Origin of the sequence: Enterococcus sp. AZ040, from assembly GCF_050499185.1 — a bacterium.
Taxonomy (GTDB): domain Bacteria; phylum Bacillota; class Bacilli; order Lactobacillales; family Enterococcaceae; genus Enterococcus_D; species Enterococcus_D entomosocium.
The window spans coordinates 2,293,881-2,317,110 of the sequence record NZ_JBMHEW010000001.1 but is presented as its reverse complement, the minus strand read 5'-3'; the positions used below and the strand labels follow the sequence as shown (position 1 = coordinate 2,317,110).

General features: G+C 43.4%; 26 protein-coding genes, 1 riboswitch and 1 other annotated feature. Of the genes, 17 read left to right on the top strand and 9 right to left on the bottom strand.

Translation table 11 applies throughout. The features are described 5' to 3' along the window. The first annotated feature begins 53 nt into the window (after window positions 1–53). The 10 genes from IGK63_RS10660 to IGK63_RS10615 all read left to right on the top strand — a co-directional run bounded on the left by IGK63_RS10660 (window position 54) and on the right by IGK63_RS10615 (window position 10,036). Window positions 54–1,022 carry a homoserine O-succinyltransferase gene (locus tag IGK63_RS10660; protein ID WP_016613560.1) on the top strand — a complete coding sequence of 323 codons (969 nt, stop codon included), beginning with the start codon at window positions 54–56 and terminating at the stop codon, window positions 1,020–1,022. Further along, window positions 1,012–2,211, top strand: a complete 1,200-nt coding sequence (locus tag IGK63_RS10655; protein WP_016613559.1) for a MalY/PatB family protein — start codon at window positions 1,012–1,014, stop codon at window positions 2,209–2,211. Before IGK63_RS10660 ends, IGK63_RS10655 begins: the two co-directional genes overlap by 11 nt. Continuing rightward, window positions 2,201–3,295, top strand: coding sequence for an aminotransferase class I/II-fold pyridoxal phosphate-dependent enzyme (locus IGK63_RS10650; protein WP_016613558.1), 1,095 nt, complete (start codon window positions 2,201–2,203; stop codon window positions 3,293–3,295). The genes IGK63_RS10655 and IGK63_RS10650 overlap by 11 nt, the downstream gene beginning before the upstream one ends. Window positions 3,296–3,550: 255 nt before the next feature. Beyond that, window positions 3,551–4,381: a MetQ/NlpA family ABC transporter substrate-binding protein gene (locus tag IGK63_RS10645; RefSeq protein ID WP_005234826.1), complete on the top strand. Its 831-nt coding sequence runs from the start codon at window positions 3,551–3,553 to the stop codon at window positions 4,379–4,381. Between the two features lie 51 nt (window positions 4,382–4,432). Further along, entirely contained in the window at window positions 4,433–6,013 is a 1,581-nt protein-coding gene (locus IGK63_RS10640; RefSeq protein WP_016613557.1) for an ABC transporter substrate-binding protein, read from the top strand. Window positions 6,014–6,085: 72 nt separating this feature from the next. After that, entirely contained in the window at window positions 6,086–7,045 is a 960-nt protein-coding gene (locus IGK63_RS10635) for an ABC transporter permease (RefSeq protein WP_005234830.1), read from the top strand. Further along, window positions 7,045–7,875, top strand: a complete 831-nt coding sequence (locus tag IGK63_RS10630; RefSeq protein WP_016613556.1) for an ABC transporter permease — start codon at window positions 7,045–7,047, stop codon at window positions 7,873–7,875. Before IGK63_RS10635 ends, IGK63_RS10630 begins: the two co-directional genes overlap by 1 nt. 3 nt (window positions 7,876–7,878) lie before the next feature. Next, window positions 7,879–8,757: an ABC transporter ATP-binding protein gene (locus tag IGK63_RS10625; protein ID WP_016613554.1), complete on the top strand. Its 879-nt coding sequence runs from the start codon at window positions 7,879–7,881 to the stop codon at window positions 8,755–8,757. After that, on the top strand, window positions 8,757–9,647 hold the full coding sequence (locus IGK63_RS10620; protein WP_016613553.1) for an ATP-binding cassette domain-containing protein: 891 nt from the start codon (window positions 8,757–8,759) through the stop codon (window positions 9,645–9,647). Before IGK63_RS10625 ends, IGK63_RS10620 begins: the two co-directional genes overlap by 1 nt. Further along, window positions 9,644–10,036, top strand: coding sequence for an OsmC family protein (locus IGK63_RS10615; RefSeq protein ID WP_016613552.1), 393 nt, complete (start codon window positions 9,644–9,646; stop codon window positions 10,034–10,036). The genes IGK63_RS10620 and IGK63_RS10615 overlap by 4 nt, the downstream gene beginning before the upstream one ends. A 54-nt stretch (window positions 10,037–10,090) precedes the next feature. Here the strand turns inward: IGK63_RS10615 and IGK63_RS10610 are convergent, their stop codons facing one another. Beyond that, window positions 10,091–10,747, bottom strand: coding sequence for a Crp/Fnr family transcriptional regulator (locus tag IGK63_RS10610; protein WP_034872302.1), 657 nt, complete (start codon window positions 10,745–10,747; stop codon window positions 10,091–10,093). Between the two features lie 222 nt (window positions 10,748–10,969). Here IGK63_RS10610 and IGK63_RS10605 point away from each other — a divergent pair, with 222 nt between their 5' ends. From IGK63_RS10605 to IGK63_RS10590, 4 genes are all read left to right on the top strand, one after another. Then, window positions 10,970–12,235 carry an MFS transporter gene (locus IGK63_RS10605; protein WP_016613551.1) on the top strand — a complete coding sequence of 422 codons (1,266 nt, stop codon included), beginning with the start codon at window positions 10,970–10,972 and terminating at the stop codon, window positions 12,233–12,235. A gap of 31 nt (window positions 12,236–12,266) precedes the next feature. Further along, on the top strand, window positions 12,267–12,449 hold the full coding sequence (locus IGK63_RS10600; protein WP_005225550.1) for a hypothetical protein: 183 nt from the start codon (window positions 12,267–12,269) through the stop codon (window positions 12,447–12,449). A gap of 230 nt (window positions 12,450–12,679) precedes the next feature. After that, window positions 12,680–12,781, top strand: a riboswitch (THF riboswitch). A gap of 26 nt (window positions 12,782–12,807) precedes the next feature. After that, window positions 12,808–13,338 (top strand): folate family ECF transporter S component, encoded by a 531-nt coding sequence (locus tag IGK63_RS10595; protein WP_005234846.1) that lies wholly within the window; start codon window positions 12,808–12,810, stop codon window positions 13,336–13,338. Window positions 13,339–13,468: 130 nt separating this feature from the next. Continuing rightward, the gene (locus IGK63_RS10590; RefSeq protein ID WP_034872300.1) at window positions 13,469–14,695 is read left to right on the top strand and encodes a glycoside hydrolase family 3 protein; all 1,227 of its coding nucleotides are present in this window, start codon (window positions 13,469–13,471) and stop codon (window positions 14,693–14,695) included. A gap of 72 nt (window positions 14,696–14,767) precedes the next feature. Here the strand turns inward: IGK63_RS10590 and IGK63_RS10585 are convergent, their stop codons facing one another. The 8 genes from IGK63_RS10585 to IGK63_RS10550 form a co-directional block, all read right to left on the bottom strand. Beyond that, a complete protein-coding gene (locus IGK63_RS10585) occupies window positions 14,768–15,619 on the bottom strand; it encodes an Rgg/GadR/MutR family transcriptional regulator (RefSeq protein ID WP_008378897.1) in 852 nt (283 codons plus the stop codon). 404 nt (window positions 15,620–16,023) lie between these two features. After that, the gene (locus IGK63_RS10580; protein ID WP_005234854.1) at window positions 16,024–16,212 is read right to left on the bottom strand and encodes a hypothetical protein; all 189 of its coding nucleotides are present in this window, start codon (window positions 16,210–16,212) and stop codon (window positions 16,024–16,026) included. 229 nt (window positions 16,213–16,441) lie between these two features. Further along, complete coding sequence (locus IGK63_RS10575) at window positions 16,442–16,864, bottom strand: VOC family protein (RefSeq protein ID WP_016613548.1); 423 nt, start codon at window positions 16,862–16,864, stop codon at window positions 16,442–16,444. A gap of 103 nt (window positions 16,865–16,967) precedes the next feature. Then, a complete protein-coding gene (locus tag IGK63_RS10570) occupies window positions 16,968–17,552 on the bottom strand; it encodes an AAA family ATPase (RefSeq protein WP_016613547.1) in 585 nt (194 codons plus the stop codon). 116 nt (window positions 17,553–17,668) lie between these two features. Next, window positions 17,669–18,040, bottom strand: a complete 372-nt coding sequence (locus tag IGK63_RS10565) for a hypothetical protein (protein ID WP_008378891.1) — start codon at window positions 18,038–18,040, stop codon at window positions 17,669–17,671. Window positions 18,041–18,297: 257 nt separating this feature from the next. Further along, window positions 18,298–18,783 carry a tetratricopeptide repeat protein gene (locus IGK63_RS10560; protein ID WP_008378889.1) on the bottom strand — a complete coding sequence of 162 codons (486 nt, stop codon included), beginning with the start codon at window positions 18,781–18,783 and terminating at the stop codon, window positions 18,298–18,300. A 57-nt stretch (window positions 18,784–18,840) separates the two neighbouring features. After that, window positions 18,841–19,368 (bottom strand): GNAT family N-acetyltransferase, encoded by a 528-nt coding sequence (locus IGK63_RS10555; RefSeq protein WP_016613544.1) that lies wholly within the window; start codon window positions 19,366–19,368, stop codon window positions 18,841–18,843. Between the two features lie 24 nt (window positions 19,369–19,392). After that, on the bottom strand, window positions 19,393–19,605 hold the full coding sequence (locus IGK63_RS10550; RefSeq protein WP_429972498.1) for a hypothetical protein: 213 nt from the start codon (window positions 19,603–19,605) through the stop codon (window positions 19,393–19,395). A 720-nt stretch (window positions 19,606–20,325) separates the two neighbouring features. Next, window positions 20,326–20,379 (top strand) — a sequence feature (sodium ion sensor (DUF1646 type); this cis-regulatory element may regulate processes involved in with the transportation of sodium ions). Between the two features lie 112 nt (window positions 20,380–20,491). Between IGK63_RS10550 and IGK63_RS10545 the strand changes: the two genes are divergently transcribed. The 3 genes from IGK63_RS10545 to IGK63_RS10535 are packed head-to-tail and all read left to right on the top strand — an operon-like array spanning window position 20,492 to window position 23,230. Beyond that, window positions 20,492–20,824: a hypothetical protein gene (locus IGK63_RS10545; RefSeq protein ID WP_008378883.1), complete on the top strand. Its 333-nt coding sequence runs from the start codon at window positions 20,492–20,494 to the stop codon at window positions 20,822–20,824. Then, window positions 20,802–22,763: a V-type ATP synthase subunit I gene (locus IGK63_RS10540; protein ID WP_016613540.1), complete on the top strand. Its 1,962-nt coding sequence runs from the start codon at window positions 20,802–20,804 to the stop codon at window positions 22,761–22,763. The genes IGK63_RS10545 and IGK63_RS10540 overlap by 23 nt, the downstream gene beginning before the upstream one ends. Beyond that, window positions 22,760–23,230 (top strand): V-type ATP synthase subunit K, encoded by a 471-nt coding sequence (locus IGK63_RS10535; RefSeq protein ID WP_005225567.1) that lies wholly within the window; start codon window positions 22,760–22,762, stop codon window positions 23,228–23,230. The genes IGK63_RS10540 and IGK63_RS10535 overlap by 4 nt, the downstream gene beginning before the upstream one ends.

The window sequence follows — 23,230 nt, the reverse complement described above, 5'->3', positions numbered from 1 at the left end:
GAAACTGTTCGCTTTCTCTTCAACAAGAAATTTATCTGTAAGGGGTTGAAGCAATGCCAATCATTATTCCCAAAGAATTACCCGCTGCAGCGGTCCTGCAAAAAGAAAATGTCTTTGCCTTACTGCAGCATAAAGCGGCGAAGCAAGAGATCCGTCCCTTGAAAATCGCGATCGTCAATTTGATGCCGAAAAAGATCGCTACAGAAAATCAGTTGTTGCGTTTACTTTCCCAAAGTCCACTGCAAATTGAGGTGACTTTACTAAAAATGAAATACCACGAAAGCAAAAACACCTCTGTCGATCACATGGAAAAGTTTTATCAAGAATTTTCAGTGATCCAGCCGCAACGATTCGATGGCTTGATCATCACCGGAGCCCCAGTTGAAAAAATGGCATTCGAAGCCATTGACTATTGGCAAGAACTACAAGAAATCATGGATTGGAGTCAGACGAATTGCACTTCAGTCCTACATATTTGCTGGGGGGCACAAGCGGGGCTTTATTACCATTACGGTATCGACAAAGTATTGTACCAAAGCAAATTGTTCGGTGTCTTCGAACAAACAGTCACGCATTTTCATCCACTGGTTCGGGGCTTTGACGACGTCTTTTATACACCGCATTCACGCTATACCGGCATCGATGAAGTCCAGCTCGTCCAAGCACCTTTAGAAATATTGGCAGCAGGTGTTGAAACAGGGCCTTCCATCTTCGTATCAGAAGATCATAAAAATGTTTTCTTGCTAGGACATTTTGAATACCATTCAGCGACCTTGAATGAAGAGTACTTGCGAGACATGGAACGGGGCTTAGATACCGCGTTGCCCAAAAATTACTTTGCTTATGACCGCTTAGGGGGAAAAATCACCAACCGTTGGCGGGGACATGCCTCTTTGTTTTTCAGCAATTGGATAAATGAAACCTATTTGCGAACGCCGTATGACCTGTCCGTCATGCCGACGAAAGAAGGTTACCGAATTGGCAGTGAGCCAGAAGGTCGGGTGAGTATCAATGACGATTGAGCATTTTCTCTCCCACTATGCCAGGCAGCGAAAAGGCACCAATTCTTTAAAATGGGATCTTGTGGATCAACGGTTCCAAGGAGAAAAGCTTTTGCCTTTATGGGTAGCTGATATGGATTTTGCGGCGCCAAAGGCAGTGGAAGAAGCCTTACAGCAACTGGTTGCTCAAGGAACCTTTGGCTATGCGATTCCCCCCTCAGGCTATTTTTTAGCCTATCAAGCTTGGCAAGATCGCCACTGGGGGACGAAATTCGAAGAAAAATGGCTCTCGTTTTCCACAGGGGTCGTCCAATCTTTGGTTGATTTGCTTCATTGTTTCACAGAACGAGACGATGGCATCTTGATCCAGCCGCCCGTCTATTATCCCTTTTTTGACAGCATCAAAGAGACGAAAAGGCGCTTGATAGAAGCACCCTTGCAAAAGGTGAAGAATTCCTATCAAATCGATTTTGCTGCTTTTGAAGGCAAAATCATTGAAGAAAAAGTGAAACTATTTATTCTTTGCTCCCCCCACAATCCAGTAGGGCGGGTCTGGCAAGAGAAAGAACTGCATCAGTTATTGGCCATTTGCCAAAAACATGAGGTTGTCGTGATCGCCGACGAGATCCATCGTGAACTGATACTCGGTGAGCAGCAATTTGTTTCAGCCGTGACAGTGGCACAGGGGTTCGGCTTTGAGAAGCTGATCGTTCTGGATTCGCCCTCAAAAACCTTCAACTTAGCAGGATTGTTACTCTCTCATGTTTGGATTCCTGATTTAGAGATGCGCAGAGCCTATCAGGCTTGGTGCCGACGATACAAGCAGACGGAAGTCAATCGTTTGGGATTGGTGGCTGCGAAAGCCGCGTATGAATCGGGGGATCAATGGCTAGATGACCTGCTTTTGGTGATTGCTGCCAATGAACAAATGGTCCGCCAGCAACTGCAAGAAGCATTTCCCAAAATTGAGCTCCTGCCATTAGAAGGAACCTATCTTCTCTGGGTCGATCTGCGGCAAGTCATCGCCAAAGAACGAACCAAGCACGTGATCCAAGATACTGCCGGTCTGGCAGTCGACTATGGGGAATGGTTTTCACAAGACGGTCAGGGCATGATTCGTCTGAATCTTGCGACAACACCAACGATCATTCAAAAAGCCCTTGATCGTTTGATTGAGGCAATCAAAAAGGAGGAACGACATGACCATTGATACAGCAACTTTTCTCGCCCAATTAGGCAATCATTCGGATCAGCAAACCGGGGCGATCAGCCCGCCAATTTATCTTTCCACGACCTTTGCACATCCTGAATTGGGGCAAAGTACCGGCTATGATTATACTAGGACCAAAAATCCGACCCGGGATATTTTAGAAGCAGGCCTTGCCGAATTAGAAAAAGGGGCTCGGGCAGTAGTGACCAGCTCTGGCATGAGTGCGATCGCTTTGATTTTTGATTTATTTGCCAGCGGCAGCCGCTTTTTGGTTTCTCGTGACTTGTACGGCGGTAGCTTTCGCTATTTTGCGGAACTGGAAAATAGCCAGCGGGCCTTTTTCGATACCTTCAGTACTTTAGCCGAATTAAGTGAAAAATTAACTGACGAGGTAACGGCTGTCTTCTTAGAGACCCCAACGAATCCTTTGATGACCGTGACGGATATTGCTGAAACCGCCAAGCTTGCTCACGATCATGGGGCACTATTGATCGTGGATAATACCTTTTTGACGCCGTTACGGCAGTTGCCATTAGAAGAAGGCGCGGATCTAGTGATCCATTCAGGCACCAAATTCTTATCTGGCCACAATGATATTTTGGCTGGTGTCGTGATCGCCAAAGATGCGCAAGTAGGGGAGCGTTTGAATTATTTAGCCAATACTTCAGGCCCGACTTTGAGCAGCTTTGATACGTGGTTATTTATCCGAAGTTTAAAGACGCTGCCGTTGCGCTTTGAACGACAGGAAGCCAACGCCAAGGAAGTCGGCCGTTTTTTACGAGCCCATCCGGCGATCAAAGAGGTGCTGTACCCGAATGCCGGCGCGATGATCAGTATTCGGGTGCTTGATGAAACCAAAATCAGCGGCTTCTTAGCGGCATTAAAGGTTTTTACCTTTGCAGAAAGCCTAGGTGGTGTGGAAAGTCTTATCACGTATCCAACGACACAGACTCACGCCGATATTCCTCAAGAGGTACGAGAATCTTATGGATTGACGCCGGATCTTTTACGGATCTCCATTGGGATCGAAAGTAGTAAAGATTTGATCGATGACTTAGAAAATGCACTGAAGATATTCAAATAACCCGACCACAGATCAGCTAGTTAAAAACTTACTTTTGTAGAGTAATTTTATTGACAGTTTTAGTTGTATAGGATAAAGTTACACTACATATGAATAGTGAGTCCGATGTTTTCGGTTGACGGCAACAGGCATTTGCCATTTCTCCTTTGAAAAAACAATTTGTTTTGAGAAACAGAGGTGAAATTGGTCTAGTTGAGCAATACGTCAAGAAAACGGGACGATTGATCTGAGGAGGGAACAAAAGGGGAAAAAGGGATGAAAAGAAACGTAGTAAAGGGATTGGCAACAGGGGCTCTTGGATTGCTGGCATTGTTCAGCTTCGCCGCTTGCGGCAGCAGTCAAGCAGATGAGGAAGCCACCGTTGTCAAATTGGGTGTCGTGGGTGAGCAAAACGAAGCCTGGGAACATGTGCAGGAAGAATTGAAGGAAAACGAAAATATCGACTTGCAATTGGTGAAATTCACCGATTATCGTCAGCCAATCGTGGCGCTTGAGGATGGCTCAATTGACCTTCACGCAGCATTGACGGAGATTTTTATGGACAATGTCAACGAAGAAAGTGGTTATTCCAACACGACGATTGCCTATACGACATTAAACCCACTTGGTATTTATTCCGATAAAATCACCGATGTCAACGAATTGGCAGATGGTGCTACGGTGGCTTTACCCAATGATGTCTCAAATGAGAGCCGTGCACTATTACTCTTACAGACCGCCGGTTTGATCACTTTGGATGAATCAAAAGGTTTACTGCCAACAACCAGTGATGTCATTGACAATCCCAAAGCCCTGAAATTTGAGCTACTTGACTCCAATCAAACTGCTCGGGCAATGACCGATGTCGACATTTCTTTGATCAATAATGGCATGGCCGTCGATGCTGGTTTGGTTCCTACAGAAGATGCGATTTTCTTAGAACCTGTGGCTGATTCCTCCAAGCCTTATTATAATGTGATCGCTGCGCGAGCAGACGAAGCAGACAATGACGTTTACCAAACGGTCGTTCGATATTATCAGACCGATGAAGTAAAAGCAATCATCGAGGAAGTAACAAAGAAATCTAGTATACCTGTATGGGAATAAAAATCAAAAAACGACTATTAACTATATAGGAACAGGAAGTAGGATGGAAAAATGATAAATTGGAAAAAAGGTTTAGCAAGTGTTGCCGTCGTTGGACTAGGATTTGTTCTAGCAGCCTGCGGTGGATCAAATACAGAAGAAACGTCAACCAGTAGTGCAGCTGGAGCTGGGGATGATTCAACATTCACTTATGCGATCAGCGGGGACCCATCGTCCACTAACCCGATCAACACCAGTGATCGTTGGGGATTGACAGTGACAAACATGATCTATTCTCCACTAGTTACAGTGGAAGCAGACGGAACAACACAAAATGCGTTGGCAGAATCAGTGGAACCAGCTGAAGACGGCCTTTCATTGACAGTACATTTGAAACAAGATGTGAAATGGTCAGATGGCGAAGACTTTACCGCCGATGACGTTGTTTTCACATATGAACAAAAAGTCAAAAAAGAAAATGGCAATGCCGATTCCCTTTGGGTCGACGACCAACCAATCGCGATCGAAAAAGTGGATGAATACACCGTCAAATTCGTGTTGCCGACACCGAGTGCGGCAGCGATCAGCAATATTGCAACCGAAACATACATCATTCCCGAGCATATCTTTAAAGATGTTACCGACTTCTCTGTCAGTGAACTGCCTGAAAAACCAGTCGGCACTGGTCCGTATCAACTGAAAGAATACAAACGTGGTGAGTACTTTACTTTTGAAGCCAATGAAAACTATTATGGCGGCAAGCCTTCGATTCAAAATGTGACGTTGCGCATCATCGAAAGTACCGATACTGCGAAAGTCGCTTTGCAAAAAGGGGAAGTGGATGCAGCCGTTGTCTTGCCTTCAGATATTGAAGATTTAGATGATGAGCAGATCTCTGTTTATCCTTATACTGAAAACCGTGTCGGTTATCTAGGCTTGAACACTCACTCAGATGCTTTGCAAGATGTGAAAGTTCGACAAGCAGTTCTCTATGCGTTGAACAAAGATGAATTAAATCAAGCGGCGTATTTAGATGAAGAGTATTACGCAACACCATATTCATTCTTGCCACCAAACAATCCATACGTTACTGATGATGTTGAAAAATATGAGACGAATGCTGAAAAAGCAAAAGAACTTTTACAAGAAGCTGGGGTGACTGATTTGTCATTGAATTTGGCTTTCAACTCAACCGATCCAGCCCAAACGATCCAAGCTACGTTGATCCAACAACAATTGCAACAAGCAGGCATAACGGTTACACTTGAAGGTGGCGATGGTACAGCGATCTTTACCGAGTTGAAGAAACCTGATTCAACGAAGTACAACTTATTCCTTGGTGGGTATATCATGGGAAATGACCCTGACTTATACGGCAGTCTATTTGAAACTGGCGGTAGTGCCAACTACTTCCAAAGCAATAGCGAAACCATTGACAATTTGTTTGCCCAAGCAGCAGTTGAATTAGACACGGACAAACGTGAAGCATTGTATGATGATTTGCAAAAGGCCATTGCTGACGAAGCGATCATTTACCCAATCGTTGACAACAAGAAAATCCTAGCGGTCAATAACCGAATTGGTAATGTAGAAGATGCAGGTTTGATCCCAATCTATACATTCGAAGATATGTCTAAATTGACAATCAAGTAAATCCATTGGCTGTGATAAAGAGGAATCTTTTTTATCACAGCTTTTTTCTATGAAAAAGAAAGTAGGTCAGTTATGTTTCGATACATTGCAAAACGAGTATTGCAAGCAATCCCTTTGCTGTTTGTGATCTCTTTTATCGTTTTTTCACTTATACATATCGCACCGTATGATGTGATCGACTCCATCACGACACCCAATATGTCGCAAGAGCAAATCGATCTTTTGCGGCAGCGCTATGGCTTGGATCAACCCTTTCTGGTTCAATATTTTCTTTGGATCAGAAATATTCTTACCGGTAATCTTGGCTTTTCTTTGGTGTCTCAAAGTAGTATTTCGCAAGAACTTGCGACTCGGATTCCCAATACCATGCGCTTAGTCATCCCCGCTTATTTGACTGCCTTGTTGTTGGCCATCATTTTGGGCCTGTTGGCTGCTGCCAACAAAGGAAAAATTTGGGATCGAATCATTGACGCTGTGGCATCTCTAGGGATCGCTGTGCCGACCTTCTGGTTTGCGATGATCTTGATTTATGTATTTGGTTACTTATTAAATATGTTTCCAATCATTGGCATGTATACGGTCGGTAAAGAAGGGGATTTTGGCGATTTTCTGCAGCATTTTATTTTGCCTTATACCACATTGACAGTCGCCTTCTTTCCAGATTTGACGCGGTATATCCGCGCATCAGCGACACAACAAGTTTCAGAAGACTACGTGATGGTGCAACGGGCATTTCATGCCAGCAAATGGCAGATTTTCAGCCGTCATATTAGTCGAAATATTTTGATTCCTGTTGTCACCCAAATCGGCTTGGCGTTGCCGATGTTAGTTACCGGTGCGATCATTACAGAAACGATCTACGGCTGGCCGGGCGTCGGCCCTTACTTGATGAGTGCGACGAAAAGCCTCGATTATCCTGTGATCATGGCCATCATGCTGTTGTCAGCAACACTGGTCATCTTAGGGAATTTGTTAGCGGATGTATTATACTCCGTGGTTGATCCACGTATCCGTAAAGGAGGGAGTAAGTAATGAAACGTTTCAAAAAAATCAGTGAAGTCATGCTTGCTTCGCCCATCTATACCTTTTCTGTCGTTTTCCTGACGTTATTGATTATTTTGTCGCTTGTTGCACCTTTGATCCCCATCGATCCTAATACAACGGATGTCAGCAACATGTCACAGCCGCCGAGTTGGTCTCATTTATTTGGAACCGATGAAGTGGGGCGAGATTACTTTATTCGGGTCGTCTACGGCGGTCGGGTATCATTGTTTGTAGGTGTTTTGGCAATGATCACAGCGACGTTTATTGGGACTCTTGTCGGTCTTGTTTCTGGCTACTTTGGCGGTTGGATCGACAACCTGCTGATGCGGCTCGTCGATGTATTGTCATCGATTCCTTGGTTGGTGTTAGTGATCGTTTTGAGCGTCTTTTTACGTCCCGGACTAACCACGATTATTATTGTGATCGGCGGCTTCTCCTGGATGAACATCGCTCGTTTGATTCGTGGTGAAACGTTAGCGGCGAAAGAACGGGAATATGTCGCTTACGGGAAATTTATCGGACGTTCTTCATTTAGTATTATCGTGAAGCATGTTTTCCCAGCAGTGCTTCCTACCTTGATCGTTGCGGCATCTGCAAGTATTTCAGGAGCGATCATGACCGAATCGGCTTTGAGTTTTCTAGGCTTAGGAATACAGCAACCGATGGCTTCGTGGGGCAGTCTGTTGCAAAACGCGCAAAACAGCTTGCAGCGGGCACCATACATGGCGATTCTTCCAGGGCTCTTTGTTATTTTCACCATCTATTCCTTTAACAATATCGGCGACATGATCAAACATGTCTTGCAGAGAGAGGTGTGACCGATGAAGACAGAGTTATTAGCGATCGAAGCGTTGAATGTGACATTTCAAAGCAAAACCGGTCCGAAACCGTTAGTAAAAAATCTTGATCTGGTAATTCCTAAGGGCAAAGTCGTTGGGATCGTTGGCGAATCTGGCAGCGGCAAAAGTATGACCATGAAAAGCGTCATGGATCTTTTGCCTGATAAAGTGACCGATCACTATACCAGTTATACATTTGAAGGAGCAGCAGTGACCGATCGTCGAACATTACCGATCGCCATGATTTTTCAAGACCCGATGACTTCGTTAAATCCTTTGCGCACGATTGGCTATCATTTGATCGAAGTGATTCGCCGCTCACAAAAAGTATCGAAAAAAGCAGCACAAGAAATCGCCGTCAAAGAGTTAGAAAAAGTCGGCATACCTTTTCCAGTACAACGCATGAAACAATATCCTCATGAGCTATCTGGGGGGATGCGTCAGCGGGTGATGATTGCCATGGCTTTGTTGGCGCAACCGAAATTGCTGATCGCAGATGAACCGACAACGGCTTTAGATGTGACGATCCAAGCACAGATTTTGGCATTGATCAAAAACCTGCAAAGAGAGAACCAGCTTTCCGTCGTCCTTGTGACCCATGACTTTGGGGTCGTTGCAGGAATGTGCGACTTTATTAAAGTGATGTATCAAGGCCGAGTCGTGGAAGAAGGAACCACGGAAGAAATTTTTTATCAGCCGGAACATCCTTATACGAAACAATTATTGCAGGCGGCCCATTTAGGCGACAAGCATGCCGAATTAAAAGTCTTTGACTATCATGAGACATTGGCAGATGAACTGCAAGAAACGCAACTATCTAAGACACATCGCGTCTGGCGCAATCAGGAGGTGACAGAATAATGGAAGAACTGATTCGCGTAGAACATGCGACGAAAATCTTTCGCAGTAAAAACTGGCGCGGCACTGTCAGTGAAGTCCGAGCGGTCGAAGATGTCAGCCTAACGATCCATCGGGGCGAGACATTGGGGCTAGTGGGGGAATCTGGGAGTGGGAAAACCACTTTAGGACGCAGTATTTTAAATTTAGAGACCTTAACAAGCGGGGAGATTTTCTTTGAAGGCAAAGAGATAACAGCATTGACGGCAGAAGATCGCAAAGCAGCGTATCAGCAAATGCAGATCATTTTCCAAGATCCGTATTCATCATTGAATCCCCGTATGACAGCACTTGAACTGGTGATGGAGCCGTTGTATCATGAAACGAAAGATGCTGCTCGAGCGAAAGCCAAAGAAATCTTAGCGATCGTCGGGATCATCGGTGATGACGTCCATAAACTGCCTCGCAGTTTCAGCGGCGGACAACGGCAACGGATCGGTATCGCTCGTGCGGTGGTCAATCGCCCGGCGTTCGTCTTGTGTGACGAACCGACTTCGGCATTAGATGTCTCCATTCAGGCTCAGATTATCCAATTGCTACTGCGTCTACAAAAAGAGTTTTCATTGTCTTATTTATTCATTTCCCATGACTTGTCCGTGATTCGTCATATCAGTGATCGAACAGCCGTCATGTATCAAGGGAAATTAGTTGAATTGGCACCTACCGACCGTTTGTTTGAAAATCCGCTGCATCCTTACACGAAGAAATTATTAGCAGCAGCGCCGATCGCTGATCCTGTGTTAGCAAGAGGTGCGATGGAACAAACGGAAATTCAAAGCACGATTACTTTGACACCATTGTATGAATGGGTCGAAGTTGAACCAGATCATTTTGTGAGGAGAGAAAAACGATGACAGTAGAAACATTGACGATCCATCAAGGAAGCGACAAATTTGAAATGACGACCCCAACTGGCAATTGGGTGTTAGCACGGGAAAAAGGCTATTCGCCAGTCCAAATGCTTGTGAGTGCGGTAGCTGCTTGCGGCGGCTATGTATACGCATCTGTCTTAGAGAATTCAAAGGTTGAAGCAGAAATCGAAAAGATCGAAGTCAGCTATGACCGGGACGACAACAAAAAAGCCCAACCAGTCAGTGCTATCCACATTCAGTTTTATGCGAAAATCGCTGAAGCCGACCATGACAAAGCGACGCGTTGCCTAAAACTCGTTTCACCAAATTGCCCCGTGATCCAATCATTAGATCCAGCGATCGAAGTGACGGAAACAGTGACGTTTATTTAATCGAAAAAAGACTTTGTGTGCCTGAAACCAAAAGGCGTACAAAGTCTTTTTTGATCAATAAATAATATTCTCCCGAATAAAATCGATATCTGTCACTAATAGTTTGCGATCGACACTCTTTAGGGCGCCAGATTCTCGTAATTTTTGCATCATTCGATTGACACTGCTGGCAGAGGTAATGCCGCAAAAGCGAGCGATCTCTTCATTGGTGACTTCAAAGTCGATCAAGACGCCCTCTGTTGTTTGAACCCCAAAAGTTTCATAGAGCTCATTGATTTGGGTACAGACAGCACCGAATTTGCCGTTCATCAGCATTTGCTGCATCTTTTTCATCGTATCCATCAAGTTTCTCCGATAATACTCTTTGACATAATCCTGTAGCAGACGGTCACGATTGACATCAGCCCAAAATTGATCCCGCACGATTTTGTATAATTCGGCTTCTTCTGATTCAACCCGCACATTAAAAGGGGCTTCGACTTCTTGAGAGGATTCGTCTTTAAACAAAGAGACGATCTCGAAATCCGTCAAATAGCGCAAGTTGAATTCGCGCCCTTCATGGGTCACTACGCTAGTTTTGATGATGCCTTTTTTTAAAATATAGACGTACCGATCCGGGATCCCCTCATACGTCAAGTAACTCTTTTTCTTACGGATAACGATCGGTATTGCTTGTTTTTCTAAATAATCACGTAATATCTGTTTTTCCACCCGCGTTACTCCTTCACTTGATGCCAACCCAACATTTTCTGAAAAAAAGATGAAATATCCTCTATTCAAGCTTCATTAAAAGACATTTCTAGTGAAAAAGCAATAACAAATGTTAATGTTTCTTGTTAATGCTCTTTTTTAACAGCAAAAGCGCATTTCGAGTAGAGGAAGTTTCGGTATAGTAAAACGCATCACAGCACAAACAGGAGGAATGGAAGAAACATGTCAGACAGGGAAACCAATCAAGAAGGAATCGTCAGCTCGACGCCGTCAACCAAAAATGAAAAACTATGGAACAAAGGGTTTATCACGATTACCTTGATCAATTTTATCGTCTTTCTCGTGTATTATTGTTTTGTCGTCATCACTGCGAAATTTGCCACTCAGGAGTTAGGGGCATCCACCGCACAAGCTGGCTTGGCAGCGGGGATCTACATCATCGGGACCTTGATCGCTCGCTTGTATGTCGGAAAAATTTTAGAATTAGTCGGTCGCAAAGCCGTTTTGCGCTGGGGGATTTTGTTTTATGTTATTACCACCGCTGCCTATTTAATCTCGGTCAACATCTACATTTTAGATACCGTGCGCTTTTTCAATGGCTTTGCTTATGGTGCTGTCTCAACTGCGGCTAATGCGATCGTCACAGCATATATCCCAGCTTCCAAACATGGCGAAGGGATCAATTACTATGGATTAAGTACCAGTTTAGCAGCGGCAGTCGGGCCTTTTATTGGCATGCTATTATTACCGACCGTCGGCTTTGATTTCATTATTTGGTTAGCAACCATCTTATCAATCGCAACAGCCATCGCGTGTTTCTGGTTCCCAGTCAAAAACATCCCATTAACAGAAGAACACAGAGCACAACTAAAAAAATGGTCCATCAAAAGTTTTGTCGAACCAAAAGTCTTTTTCATTTCCGGGATTGCCTTTTTGATCGGGTTGGCTTATTCCAGTGTTCTCGGCTTCTTGTCAATCTACGCCAGTGACCTTGGGTTAGAAACGGCCGGTGCTTTTTTCTTCATCGTCTATGCACTTTCCGTGACCTTCACACGACCAATGACTGGCAAACTATTTGACCGCCATGGCGCAGATGCGGTCATGTATCCTAGCTTTCTTTTCTTGACCCTTGGTCTTTTCCTATTGAGTATTACCGGCAACAGCTGGATGTTGTTGCTTGCGGGTTGCTTTGTCGGCTTGGGCTATGGCACCTTCATGTCGAATGGCCAAGCCGTTTGTCTAAAAGAGGTCGATCCTCACCGTGTCGGCGTAGCGCTCTCCACCTATTTCATCGGGCTGGACCTCGGCTTAGGCGTAGGTCCCTATGCATTAGGAAGCTTGCACGGTCTGTTTGATTACTCGCAGATCTACATCTTATGCGGACTGATCCCAGTCGTCGTTCTTGTTTTATACAAATTGTTTTATAAAACGAAACGCGCAGTTGCCGCCGTTGGTACTTTGAAGCAGCCAATCAACGAAGAAGAATGACCTCAACCATTACAAAAAGGAGTGTTTCACCATGGATAACAATCAATTGATTATTGAAGCATTGAACAAATTAGTGACGAACATCAACGAATTAAATGAAGAAATGCACGCTATGAAAGAGGTCACCGCAACGATGACCCATGAACAACTTGCTATCGATCATCAATTACGCGACATCAAATCGGTATTGATCAATGACAATTTAATTGGATAAATTGTCATAAGGCATAAAATGAAACAAGAAACAGGAATGAACGCTTTTTTTGAGAATGTTTGTTGCTCACTTACTAGTGGCAGAAAAATTCACATAAGAAAAGCGTTTTTTTGATGCGCAAAAAAGAAAAGCGAACATTGGCAGAGTTTGTACAAGAAAATAAGCAAGAAAAATTGTGGCAGTCCGCGCTTGTATGCTATAGTGTGTCTGGGTAGTAATACCTAATAAAAATCAGAGTAGGAAATAAAGCGTTAAGTGCTGAAAGGATGGGATGTTGCCTTTCGGACGAAGAACGGTCATTCGTTCGCGGTTTTATTTTCGCATTCGCTGCATGAATTTGTAGCAACTCTAAAAGGAGATGCTCGCTATGAAAAGAAAAGTCGATGCACACATGATTGCGGTCATGGGACTTTTGATTGCCTTAATGGTGGTCTTGTCGCAAATCTTGGGGTTTGAAACCTCCTATATCAAAATCACATTTTCCTTTGTACCACAGCTGATCATGGGTATGCTGTTTGGTCCGTTTTGGACCGCAGTTGGATCGTCATTAGCCGATATCGCAGGAATGGTGATTTTTCCAAAATCAGCCTACTTTTTCGGATTTACCATCAATGCCTTTGTTGGTGGACTGATTTATGGCTACTTCTTCTATCGGAAAGAAGTCACATTAAAACGAGCGGCAACGGTCGTCTTGTTAAATACTATTTTGATAACCTTGATCTTAACTCCGATCTGGTTAGCTATGATGCTGAATATTCCTTTGACAAGCTGGGCCATCTGGTCGGTCCGCTTGCTAAAAGCAGTCATCATGTTCCCGATACAAACTGCGTTGATTTACATCGTAGGGCGTGCGGTACCATACAAACGGCTGATCCGACGGTTCGTTTAACGAGTAAAAAAGAACGATAACATCCATTGAAGTGAATCATCTGCGAATATTTCGTCAGTGGTTCACTTTTTTCTTTCTAAGGATGGGCTTAGTCATTCTCAATAACTTGTTTAGAGGGGAAGGTGAACCTATGAATAAAAAAGGACTCGCTATGGGACTGTTTCTTTTCTTGGTCTTAGCAGCAATGGGAGGGATGAAGTGGGTGATAGAACAGCAAAAACAGCAAACGGAGGAGTCATCCGTGATCCAGCAAAGCAGCTCGAGAGACGAAACAAAGGAAGAAAGCAGTGCAAGCCAAGAAACCACCTCAATTTCCACGTCACCTTCTGTTTCAACTTCCACGCAAGAACAGTCAGAAGAGGCAATAGAAGAAAAAATCGCCACGATGAGTTTGGAGGAGAAGGTCGGGCAATTGTTTTTTGTCCGTGTACCTGAAAGCAATCAAATCGAAGAACTTCAAAACTATCACTTTGGCGGCTATCTGTTATTCGGCCGTGATACCGAAAATGAGACGGCGGAGAGCTTGAAACAGAAAATTTCAGATTACCAAGCAGCCAGCGCCATTCCGCTGTTGATCGGTATGGATGAAGAAGGGGGCACGGTGACTCGCATCAGCCGCAATCCGAACCTTACGGATCAGCGTTTTCTCTCACCACAACAGCTATATGCCCAAGGTGGATGGTCGGCGATCGAAGAAGATACAGCAAAGAAAGCGGAAATTTTAAAAGCGTATGGCATCAATGCCGGGCTGTTTCCCGTTGCCGATGTTTCCACTGATCCGCAGTCCTTTATCTACGACCGAACCATTGGCATGGATGCGCAGGGCACGAGTGCGTTTGTAGAACGTGTGGTTCATGTTTTGCAGAAACACCAAGTGGGGTCAACCTTGAAGCATTTTCCCGGCTATGGCAACAATCGTGACTCGCATGTCGCCATCGTCACCGATGACCGCCCGCTATCTGCACTGCGGGAAACGGATTTTCTGCCTTTTGCCGCAGGGATCAAGGCTGGTGCCGATAGTATTTTGGTGGCCCATACGATTGTCAATAGTATCGATAACACTGTACCCGCCTCTATTTCAAAACCCGTGCATGAGTTGCTCCGAAATGAATTGCATTTTGAAGGGGTCATCATGACGGATGACTTGGATATGGCAGGACTTTCTGAGTTCATTCCGCAAAATGAAGCCGCATTACAGGCGTTGCAGGCGGGAAATGATCTAGTGATCTCATCTACCTACCAAGAACAGATCCCCTTTGTCGTACAAGCGGTTGAAGATGGCCGCTATTTGGAAGCTGATTTGAATGCTTCCGTCAAACGAGTTTTGCTCTGGAAAGAAGCATTGCATTTACTTTAAGAAAAAATAAACCTGCTGTTTCCTCCGTGTAAGAGAGTCGTTCTCTTACTGAGAGGAAGCAGCAGGTTTTTTTTAGATACTATGAGCCAGTACCTCTAATTCTTTGGCAAAGGCTTCTTGTCCAATAAATCGCAGATAGTCCAAGGCTTTTTCAATCGTGGCCATTCCCAGCGTACGATCTCCTTGGAACAAGGCGTAAATGCCTTCGAAATAACGAATCATCAGGCGGATACGATCATTGTCCGGCGGCAGGTGATCGGCTAGATACGTCAGCACATGCGCCAACTCGGCAGGTTTTTTGCGATCGATAAACAAGAAAGCCGCATTCGTCAGCAATTTTGTGTAGATTTGATAATTGATACTTAGCGTATTGCTGTAAAAAATTTTTTTATTCAGGTGTTTCATTTGATACAAGATGTACTCGTCAGAAAAAAGGAAAAGCAGATTGGTAAATAAGGAGATTTCAAACTTTCCCCACGTGTCGATTCGTTCCAAGTATTTCTTGATGGTCGCTTCGATGATGCAACGTTCTTCCTCGTCGGTAACTACGCCTTTTTTCTCTAAAATCAAAAAGAATTGACTATACAATACATAATAGAAAAAATCCTTCGTGGTTTTATACAGTGCTTGGGCTTTGTTGATCAAAGAGAGTACTTCAGAATAATTGCTTTCATAGTAAGCGGTGGTCAACTGTTTGGATAGCTGTTTTTTCTCGCTGACTTGATTGTCATCCAAGCGATACTCAAATTCCTCTAAGGTGACATTTAAGCGGTCCAAATATTGGTGCAAAATATCAAAGGCGATGCGATGCCCTTTTTGTTCAAAGGTTGCCAGTGTACTGCGTTCTGAAATGTTCTCAACCAATTTTCGCTGTGAGATATTTCGTTCCGTTCGTAACTCTTTTAACAAGTCATTGGCCTTCAAAAAATCCCTCCTAAAAAAAGTGGACGGAAAAATAGTCCAAATATGTTACAGCTTTATTTTGCGGGTAAACTTGAAGAAAGTCAATTAAAGGAGGAGAAATGGATGTTTGATTTTTTTAGTTTTCCCTGGGAAGTTGTAGAACTAATGGCTAACGTTTTTTCTTTCTTCAAATAATCGATCCTTTGTGATTGGTTAGCAATTGATTTTTTAACAGGAAAAAAGTATAAGTGGTTTCACGTAATAAGTTACTGTTCATTCGCGCATTCAAACGCCCTCTCCCCAAACAGCTTACCCTGTCAAGGTGCGTAGGTTTGCCGAATCCCTTTTAAAAAAGGAGCAAACACAACAGCGAGTGATTGCTCTTTTTTTGTTGGTCAAAAAACCTGCATACGGCATCGCAACAGTCAGTTTTGCTTTTTCTTAAACATTGGTTCATTCGGATCAGAATAGTAATCAGGATTGAATTCATCATCGATCGATACCCCGAAAAGAGAAACGAGACTGGGAAGAAACCCAATCACGCCGAGGACGACGGCAACTGGAAGGTAGAATTTTTTACGCTTGTACCACGGAAGCTGCGATTTCTTTTCCATAGGAAATCCCCCTTTTCGCTTAGTGTAACATGTTCTGAGTTGGGTGTGTTAATAATTACCTTCAATACTTAAAAATATACTAAAGCGGTGTATTGGTACATCTGATGGGGCAAAAAGTTTCGCTAGGTAAATCTAGGAAAGGGTCGTTTTTTTTGTCATTGCTGCCAGAATCAAGTTTTAAATAAAAAAGGAACCGAGTAAGAAAGCAATTCTTCTTACTCGGTTCCTTTTATTGAAAATAATCCTTGGCTTGGTCCATCAAGGTTTGAAAGTCTGATTCGTTTTTTCTTATTGCCTCTGTTAGGGTAAACAAATAACCGTTGGGGTCTTTGATGGTCATTTCAAGGGCATTCCAAGGCTTTTCCATCAAAGGTTCCACGATCCACTTTGCGGGAATTTTCTGAGCGATATTCTGAAGATCATTCATCGCTACATTCAAAATTGCCCCATCGCCAACAGTGAACGCTTCTGCTGCAATCAGCATCAAATCTTGGTAGTCAGCAAGACGCAGGTGGTCCATCATCACTTGATTTTCTTGATTGCGAAACTGATACAATGACTGGAAACCCAAGATTTCTGTGAACCATTTCGATGATTGCACAATATCTTTTGTCTTCATTTGGTAAAACATTGTCATAACATAAACTTTCATTTTGACACCTCCTCTTGATTAGAGGATACCGCTTGACGCAGCGTCAAAGTCAATAGACATTTTCGTATTGAAGCAAAGCTTGATAATGGCGTTTCTTTGGCACTTAAGTCAAGGAAAAATGGGCAATAATTTTTTGACTCACTTCATTAGGTGACAAGTGGGTATTGTTGATTTTCAGCGAAGGAATCGTTGGGAAAAGGGTAGTTAATTCCTGTGGCAGGCTTTCTAAGCGATAGTTTTCAAACGAAGACAAAAGCTCATTTCTAGAAAAAGCCAGCGCTCTTTTTGACGGCTTTGCGGCTAAACGGTCCTCATGGCAATTGCGCTTTAAACGTTCCTCAATATCAGCCACTAATTCGATAAAATAGACCTCTTGTCGGGCATCGGTAAATAGCTGGGCGATCTCTTGTAAAAAAGCTAAATCTCCCGCTTGATCGAAATCAATCAAGACCGTAAAGATGATTGATTTTGTCGTATTATTGGCTTCATTATGAACAAAGGCTTTGAAGAGTTCGATCCGCGTTTGATTAGACAAAGCAAATGCTGCTGGGCTATAGCCAAGAAAATTCGCAAAAAGATCAATGGTCTGGTGATTGAATAATAGTTTTGCATCCAATCGTTTTTCCAGTTCTTTCCCCACAGTCATTTTTCCTACCGCTTGCGCGCCAATCAAGACGATCAATGACATCACAACACATCCTTTTTATCAATCGTAACAAAGGTGGGCTATCGTGTAAATCCGTTCTTAGAAAGAAACGATTGAGAAGCTGGATTTTTTTATGTGGAAACCAAGGATGCTCTTTTTTAGGTAAAAAGGAATGAGCGAAATTTCTCTGAGACAGGAAAAAAGATCATACAGCATAGTAGCACGGTTTGGAACAACAAAATGACTAGTAGATTGATCGTTTCAAATCGTGAATAAAGATAGAAGTGGATCAGCCATTCGAAGACATTGACAAAAACTAAATAAAGGTAGTGCGCTTTTTTGACCTTGCAGTTTTTCAACCAATAATAGCTTAAGTAATAATCCAGCAAGATCATCAATAATAGAAAAAGTTTGCTAAAAGCCGTCAGATTGTCATGCTGCGAGGCAAGTTTTTGAAAAAATAGCAAAAGTGTGGGTGTCGGAATATAAATAATCAATAAGGATAGAAAAAAATAGACAATAAAGGGCATAGTCATTCCTCCAAAATATTGATAAAAAAAGCATAGATAAATTAGCAAATTTGACAGTACTCGTCAATTGGTTTTGTTATCGAAATTTTCGATAATGGATGTTTGGTATTGATTGAAGGAAAAAGGACCATAGGAAAGTCGATGGCTATTGATTCAGCAAAGCGCTGATAGCGAAGGAGTAATTAAGGGACAGGAAAAAAGAAATACTCCCTTTCTTTAATCGAGAAGGGAGTGCTTGATTGATCCGACGGAAACATCTAACCCCATGTCTCATTGAGTTTATCCGCATAAAACAAAAGTGCCTGTCGGTAAGACTGGATGTCTGGATCGCTAGAGGTTTCGGCAAGCAGGGTCAATAATCGTTCAGCGGCTTGCTCATACTCGGCTAGATTAAACAGTGTCATGGCATAGAAGGTTTGCAAAGCATGATTTTTTGGAAACAGCTGTATCGCGTGTAAAAACACTTCTTCGGCTTTTTGATACTTGCCGAGGGCACGATAGGTGCTGCCTAGACCTAGGTAGGCATCTGGCAAGTCGTTTTCTGATAAACCTAACGCGATTGCTTGTTCATAATAAGGAATTGCCTGTTGTTCTTCCCCTAAAAGATCATAACTCCAAGCCGTTTGGTAGTGGACAAAGGCATCTTGGGGATTTTCGGCAGCTAATTGAATCAATTGTTCATTTGATTGTTGCAGCTTTTTTTCAGCCCGCAGTTGGATCGCAGCAGCTAGTCGTTCATTCATTGGTTCGAAGCTCCTTTTCAAATAGTAGAAAATGACACGGATAACTTGCGAGCCTAGCTAAGGGGAAAGATCAGCCCAGCTTTCACCTGCAAAGGAAAAACCGCATGCTTCATACAGCTTGTAGGCTGGCTGATTTTCAACCGTCACTACCAGATAAAGGTGAGTGAGTCCCATGGCTTTTGCTCGTTGGATCACTTCATTCATCATTAGCTTGGATAAGCCTTTGCCTTTAAAGGCTGCGCTCATAACAACAAATAATAGCAGGGGAAGCTCTTGAAACGTGCTGGTTACTACGGCACCGATAGGATAATTATCCATTTGCAACCGAAAAGAAAGCTCTGGACTCAAGGGACCGTATTTTCCGTCAGCAGTCTCTCTCAGCTCTCTTTGCCAGTCAGCAATCGATTCCCCTTCGTCATCCGTCGTTTCATGATAGGCCGAATAAAAAAGTTCTGCGACACTTCGAGAATCCGGGATAAAGGGGTCAAAAGAAAGGGCGGATTCTTGTAAAGCTTTGGGGGTATGTTGTAAGTCACAAGCCATAATGATTCGTTTCATAGAAGCACTCCTCTCTGCTCGTTTCATTTATTATAGCAGAGCAAAGCTTTCTCAAGATCGTTTTTTTCTAATGAAAGCCCAGATACAACGAATTCCTTCGTAGATTGCAGTAAAGACAGCAACCAGAAACAAAAACGACATGTAATGGATCAAAAAAGCCAGTTGAAACCACAAGCCATAGACCATCGGCAGGACGACGAGCAAACAAATTCCTAATTCGGTGTTTCGCTTTCTTCTTATTTGAAACCAACGTTCATCTGACATCCTTTTTTCCTCCTGTTCATTCTTTACACACGCTCTCGGATAAATATCCATCTTTTTATAAAATATTCAATATATTTGCGATATTTTGATTAAAAACTAGAAAATTAGTTTATTTTTTGGTAATCTTGAAGATAAGATTAGAAATAGCTGTTGTTTTTTATTTTGACTTATTATCCCACGAAAGACAAGGTGAGCTCAATGGAAAGAAAACCGATGTATTTAAAAAATGGGCTTCCCCTAACAATGGAGCCCGGTAAGATTTATACATGCCTTTACCGAGGCGGTTATTTCATTTGTGAAGAAAAGGGCCAACCGCTGCCATCGATAAAAAGAGAAGCGAAATAAGCGAACTTCTCACTTAAGATTTGTCAGGGATCGAACGGGTTGTTGGAATTGTTATCTCCTTTTTGGTACCAATCAAATGATGTCTAGCATTTTCAAAAAATCTCAACGTTCTTCATTCAGACCATTCTAAGGCTTAAATTGATTTTGACCGATTTCAATTTAGTAAGAACAATCCGATCACTGACAAATGTTAGGTGAAAAGTCCCCAAGAGACTGAACGAATAGTAATGGTTATTCGGACAGCCAAGAGCAGTGGAATTACGAGCGAACATACAATAGTAGAAATCGTCTTTTTCTCATAAAAAACGATTCTACTTGAAGGAAACATTTTTTTTTGCTATAATAGTTCAGGAATTGAAAAATAAAATAGACAAAGGTTGAGCATTTTTTATGCTTCAAGGATCAGGTTTGCCAAGGGGTGAGGCAAACATTCTTGGAGGAATGCTGGCCTTTTTTTTGTTATCAGCATACTTCTTCGTGAGGTATGCTTTTTTTGTTTATTTTTCAGTTGAGAATATAAATCACTATGGGAGGGAAATCGATGAGAGAAGCTTTGACTCGTTTACGAGAAGCAGAAGAAGCCAATGAACAGCAATTGCTCGCTTTGAAAAAAGAACTGCAGTCGGAAGAAGCGCAGCAGCAACAAGCATTGCAAGAGCGGGCTTCCGCTTTGGAAGAAGCCCTTGCTCAGGAACAAGCAACAGTCGAAGACCAGTTGCAACAGTCACTAGAAGCACAAAAGCAGCAGCTGGCAAAAGAGACCCAGCAAGTGTTAGATCGTTACCAAAAAAATATGCAAAGCTTCCAAGAGCAAGCGGTTCAACAGATCGTTGAAGGAGTGATCGGGACTTATGGCAGTAACCAAACTAAATAAACTAACGTTGATCACCCCGAAGCACTACCAAGAAAGGGTATTGACGAAGCTGCAAACGATGCAGTTTGTTGAAATCGAGAACGTATTTGAGCAGGAAGCGAACGAAACTTGGCTACGGGAATTTTTTGCAGGAGCCACCCCAGAAGGTGCTTCTCACCAACCAATGATTCGTCGACTGCAAGAAGCAATCCGCTTTATTCGCCAAAATGGTGATGCGAAAAAAGGCATAGAATGGCAACGAGATGCCTTGCGGCTGTCGGACTTTGAAACAAGCTTCGATGAAGCAGCAGCATTGACGGAGCTGGTTGAAGTCGAGAATTTGCAAGAGCGCTGGGTAGAGACGATCGAAGCGATCGAAGCAGCGACGCAGACGGAAGAATGGGCGACACAGTGGCAAAATCTTGACGTGCCGTTGGAGATCGAAGCACCTGCTCATACAAGTTTTTTTGCTGGGCGTGTCGAAGGCCCACGCTGGGAAGATCTAGCTGAAGCCTTGCGACAATTGGAAGAGGTTCATATCGAAGTGATCTATTCTGAGCCAAAAAAAGTCAATTTCAGCTGCCTATTTTTAGCAGCGATCGAAGAGCAAGTGTTCCAATTGTTTCACCGATATGGGGTGAAGAAAGAAACCGGTCTAACATCCGAATCACCAAAAGTGGTTTTGCAAAACGCGAAACAAGCGTTGACTTCCTTGACCCAGCAGCGCAAAGAACTGATTACAGAAATCAGTCAGCACAAACAACGGCTGATCCTGTTACAGCAAGCGGAAGAACTGTTTTTGACTCGTGAGAATCGGGCAATGATGCAACAGCGCTTAGCAGCTGGTCAGACCTTTGCCCTCTTGCGCGGCTGGATCGCAGAAAAGGATCAACCGTTAGTGGCGGAAATGGTCCAAGAATCCTTTGCCAACGAGATTTACTATTCGTTTGAAGAACCCACTTCAGAGGAGATCGCTGCTAATCAAGTGCCAACGAAGCTAAAAAACGCCTCGTTTATTCAACCCTTTGAAATGTTGACGGAGATGTACAGCCTGCCAAAATACGATGAGATCGATCCAACCCCATGGATGACGCCCTTTTACTATGTTTTCTTTGGTATGATGGTGGCTGACTTAGGTTATGGTGCATTAATGGCTGTAGCGACCACGATCGGGCTGCACGCCATGCGTTTGCCCAAAGGGACCAAACGGTTTCTGAAATTGTTCCAGATTTTGTCCGTGCCAACTATGATTTGGGGCGCAGTCTACGGCTCTTTCTTTGGCGCTACATTGCCCTTCCAACTTTTATCACCCTCCGAAGATTTTATGGCGATCTTTGGTCTATCCATGATTTTTGGTGGGATCCAACTGTTTACAGGCCTTTATTTAGCAGCCAAAGAAAATATCCGCAAAAAGGATCTTTTAGGTGCAGTCAACGATGGCTTTGCGTGGCTAGGACTTTTGAGTGGTCTTTTAGTGGCAGCCGCAGGCAATCTTTTGATCGATGTCCCAGCACTAACAACCGTCGGCTTGATTTTAGCAGGCTTTAGTGCCTTATTGATCATCGTGGTACCGATTCTGAAAGGGAAAACCAAAGTGGGCGGCTTCTTTTTAGGGTTGTATGACTTGTACGGTGTGACAAGTTACATCGGCGACTTTGTCAGCTACAGCCGCTTGATGGCATTAGGGATCTCCGGTGGGAGTATCGCAGCAGCTTTCAACTTATTGGTGGGCTACTTGCCGCCAGCCGCTCGTTTTTCTGTAGGCATTCTCTTATTGGTTGTCCTACAAGCTTTAAACATCTTTTTATCGTTACTGAGTGCATATGTGCATGCCGCACGTTTACAATATGTAGAGTTTTTCGGAAAATTTTTCACTGGTGGGGGGCGCCAATTTGAAACCTTCAAGCCAAGTGAGAAATACGTTGATTTTGATAAAGAAAATGGAGGAGACAATAAATGATTGATTACTTAATTAATAATAATGGTGGTATGGTGTTTGCAATTATCGGAATGGGGATCGCTACGATCTTTTCTGGGATCGGTTCAGCCAAAGGGGTGGGCCAAACTGGTGAAGCAGCGGCAGCCTTAACGACGAATCAGCCGGAGAAGTTTGGACAAGCCTTGATTTTACAATTACTTCCCGGAACGCAAGGGCTATACGGATTCGTTATTGCGTTTATGATCTATGGTAGCTTAAGTGGTGAAATGTCGACAGTGACTGGTATGGCGTATTTGATGGCCTCACTGCCAGTTGCCTTTACTGGCTTATTCTCAGGAATGGCCCAAGGGAAGGTCGCTGCAGCTGGGATTCAAATTTTAGCGAAGAAACCAGAGCATTTCTTTAAAGGGGTCATGTTCTCAGTAATGGTTGAGATGTATGCCATCTTAGGTTTTGTTATTTCTTTCTTACTTTTAGGAACGATTTAA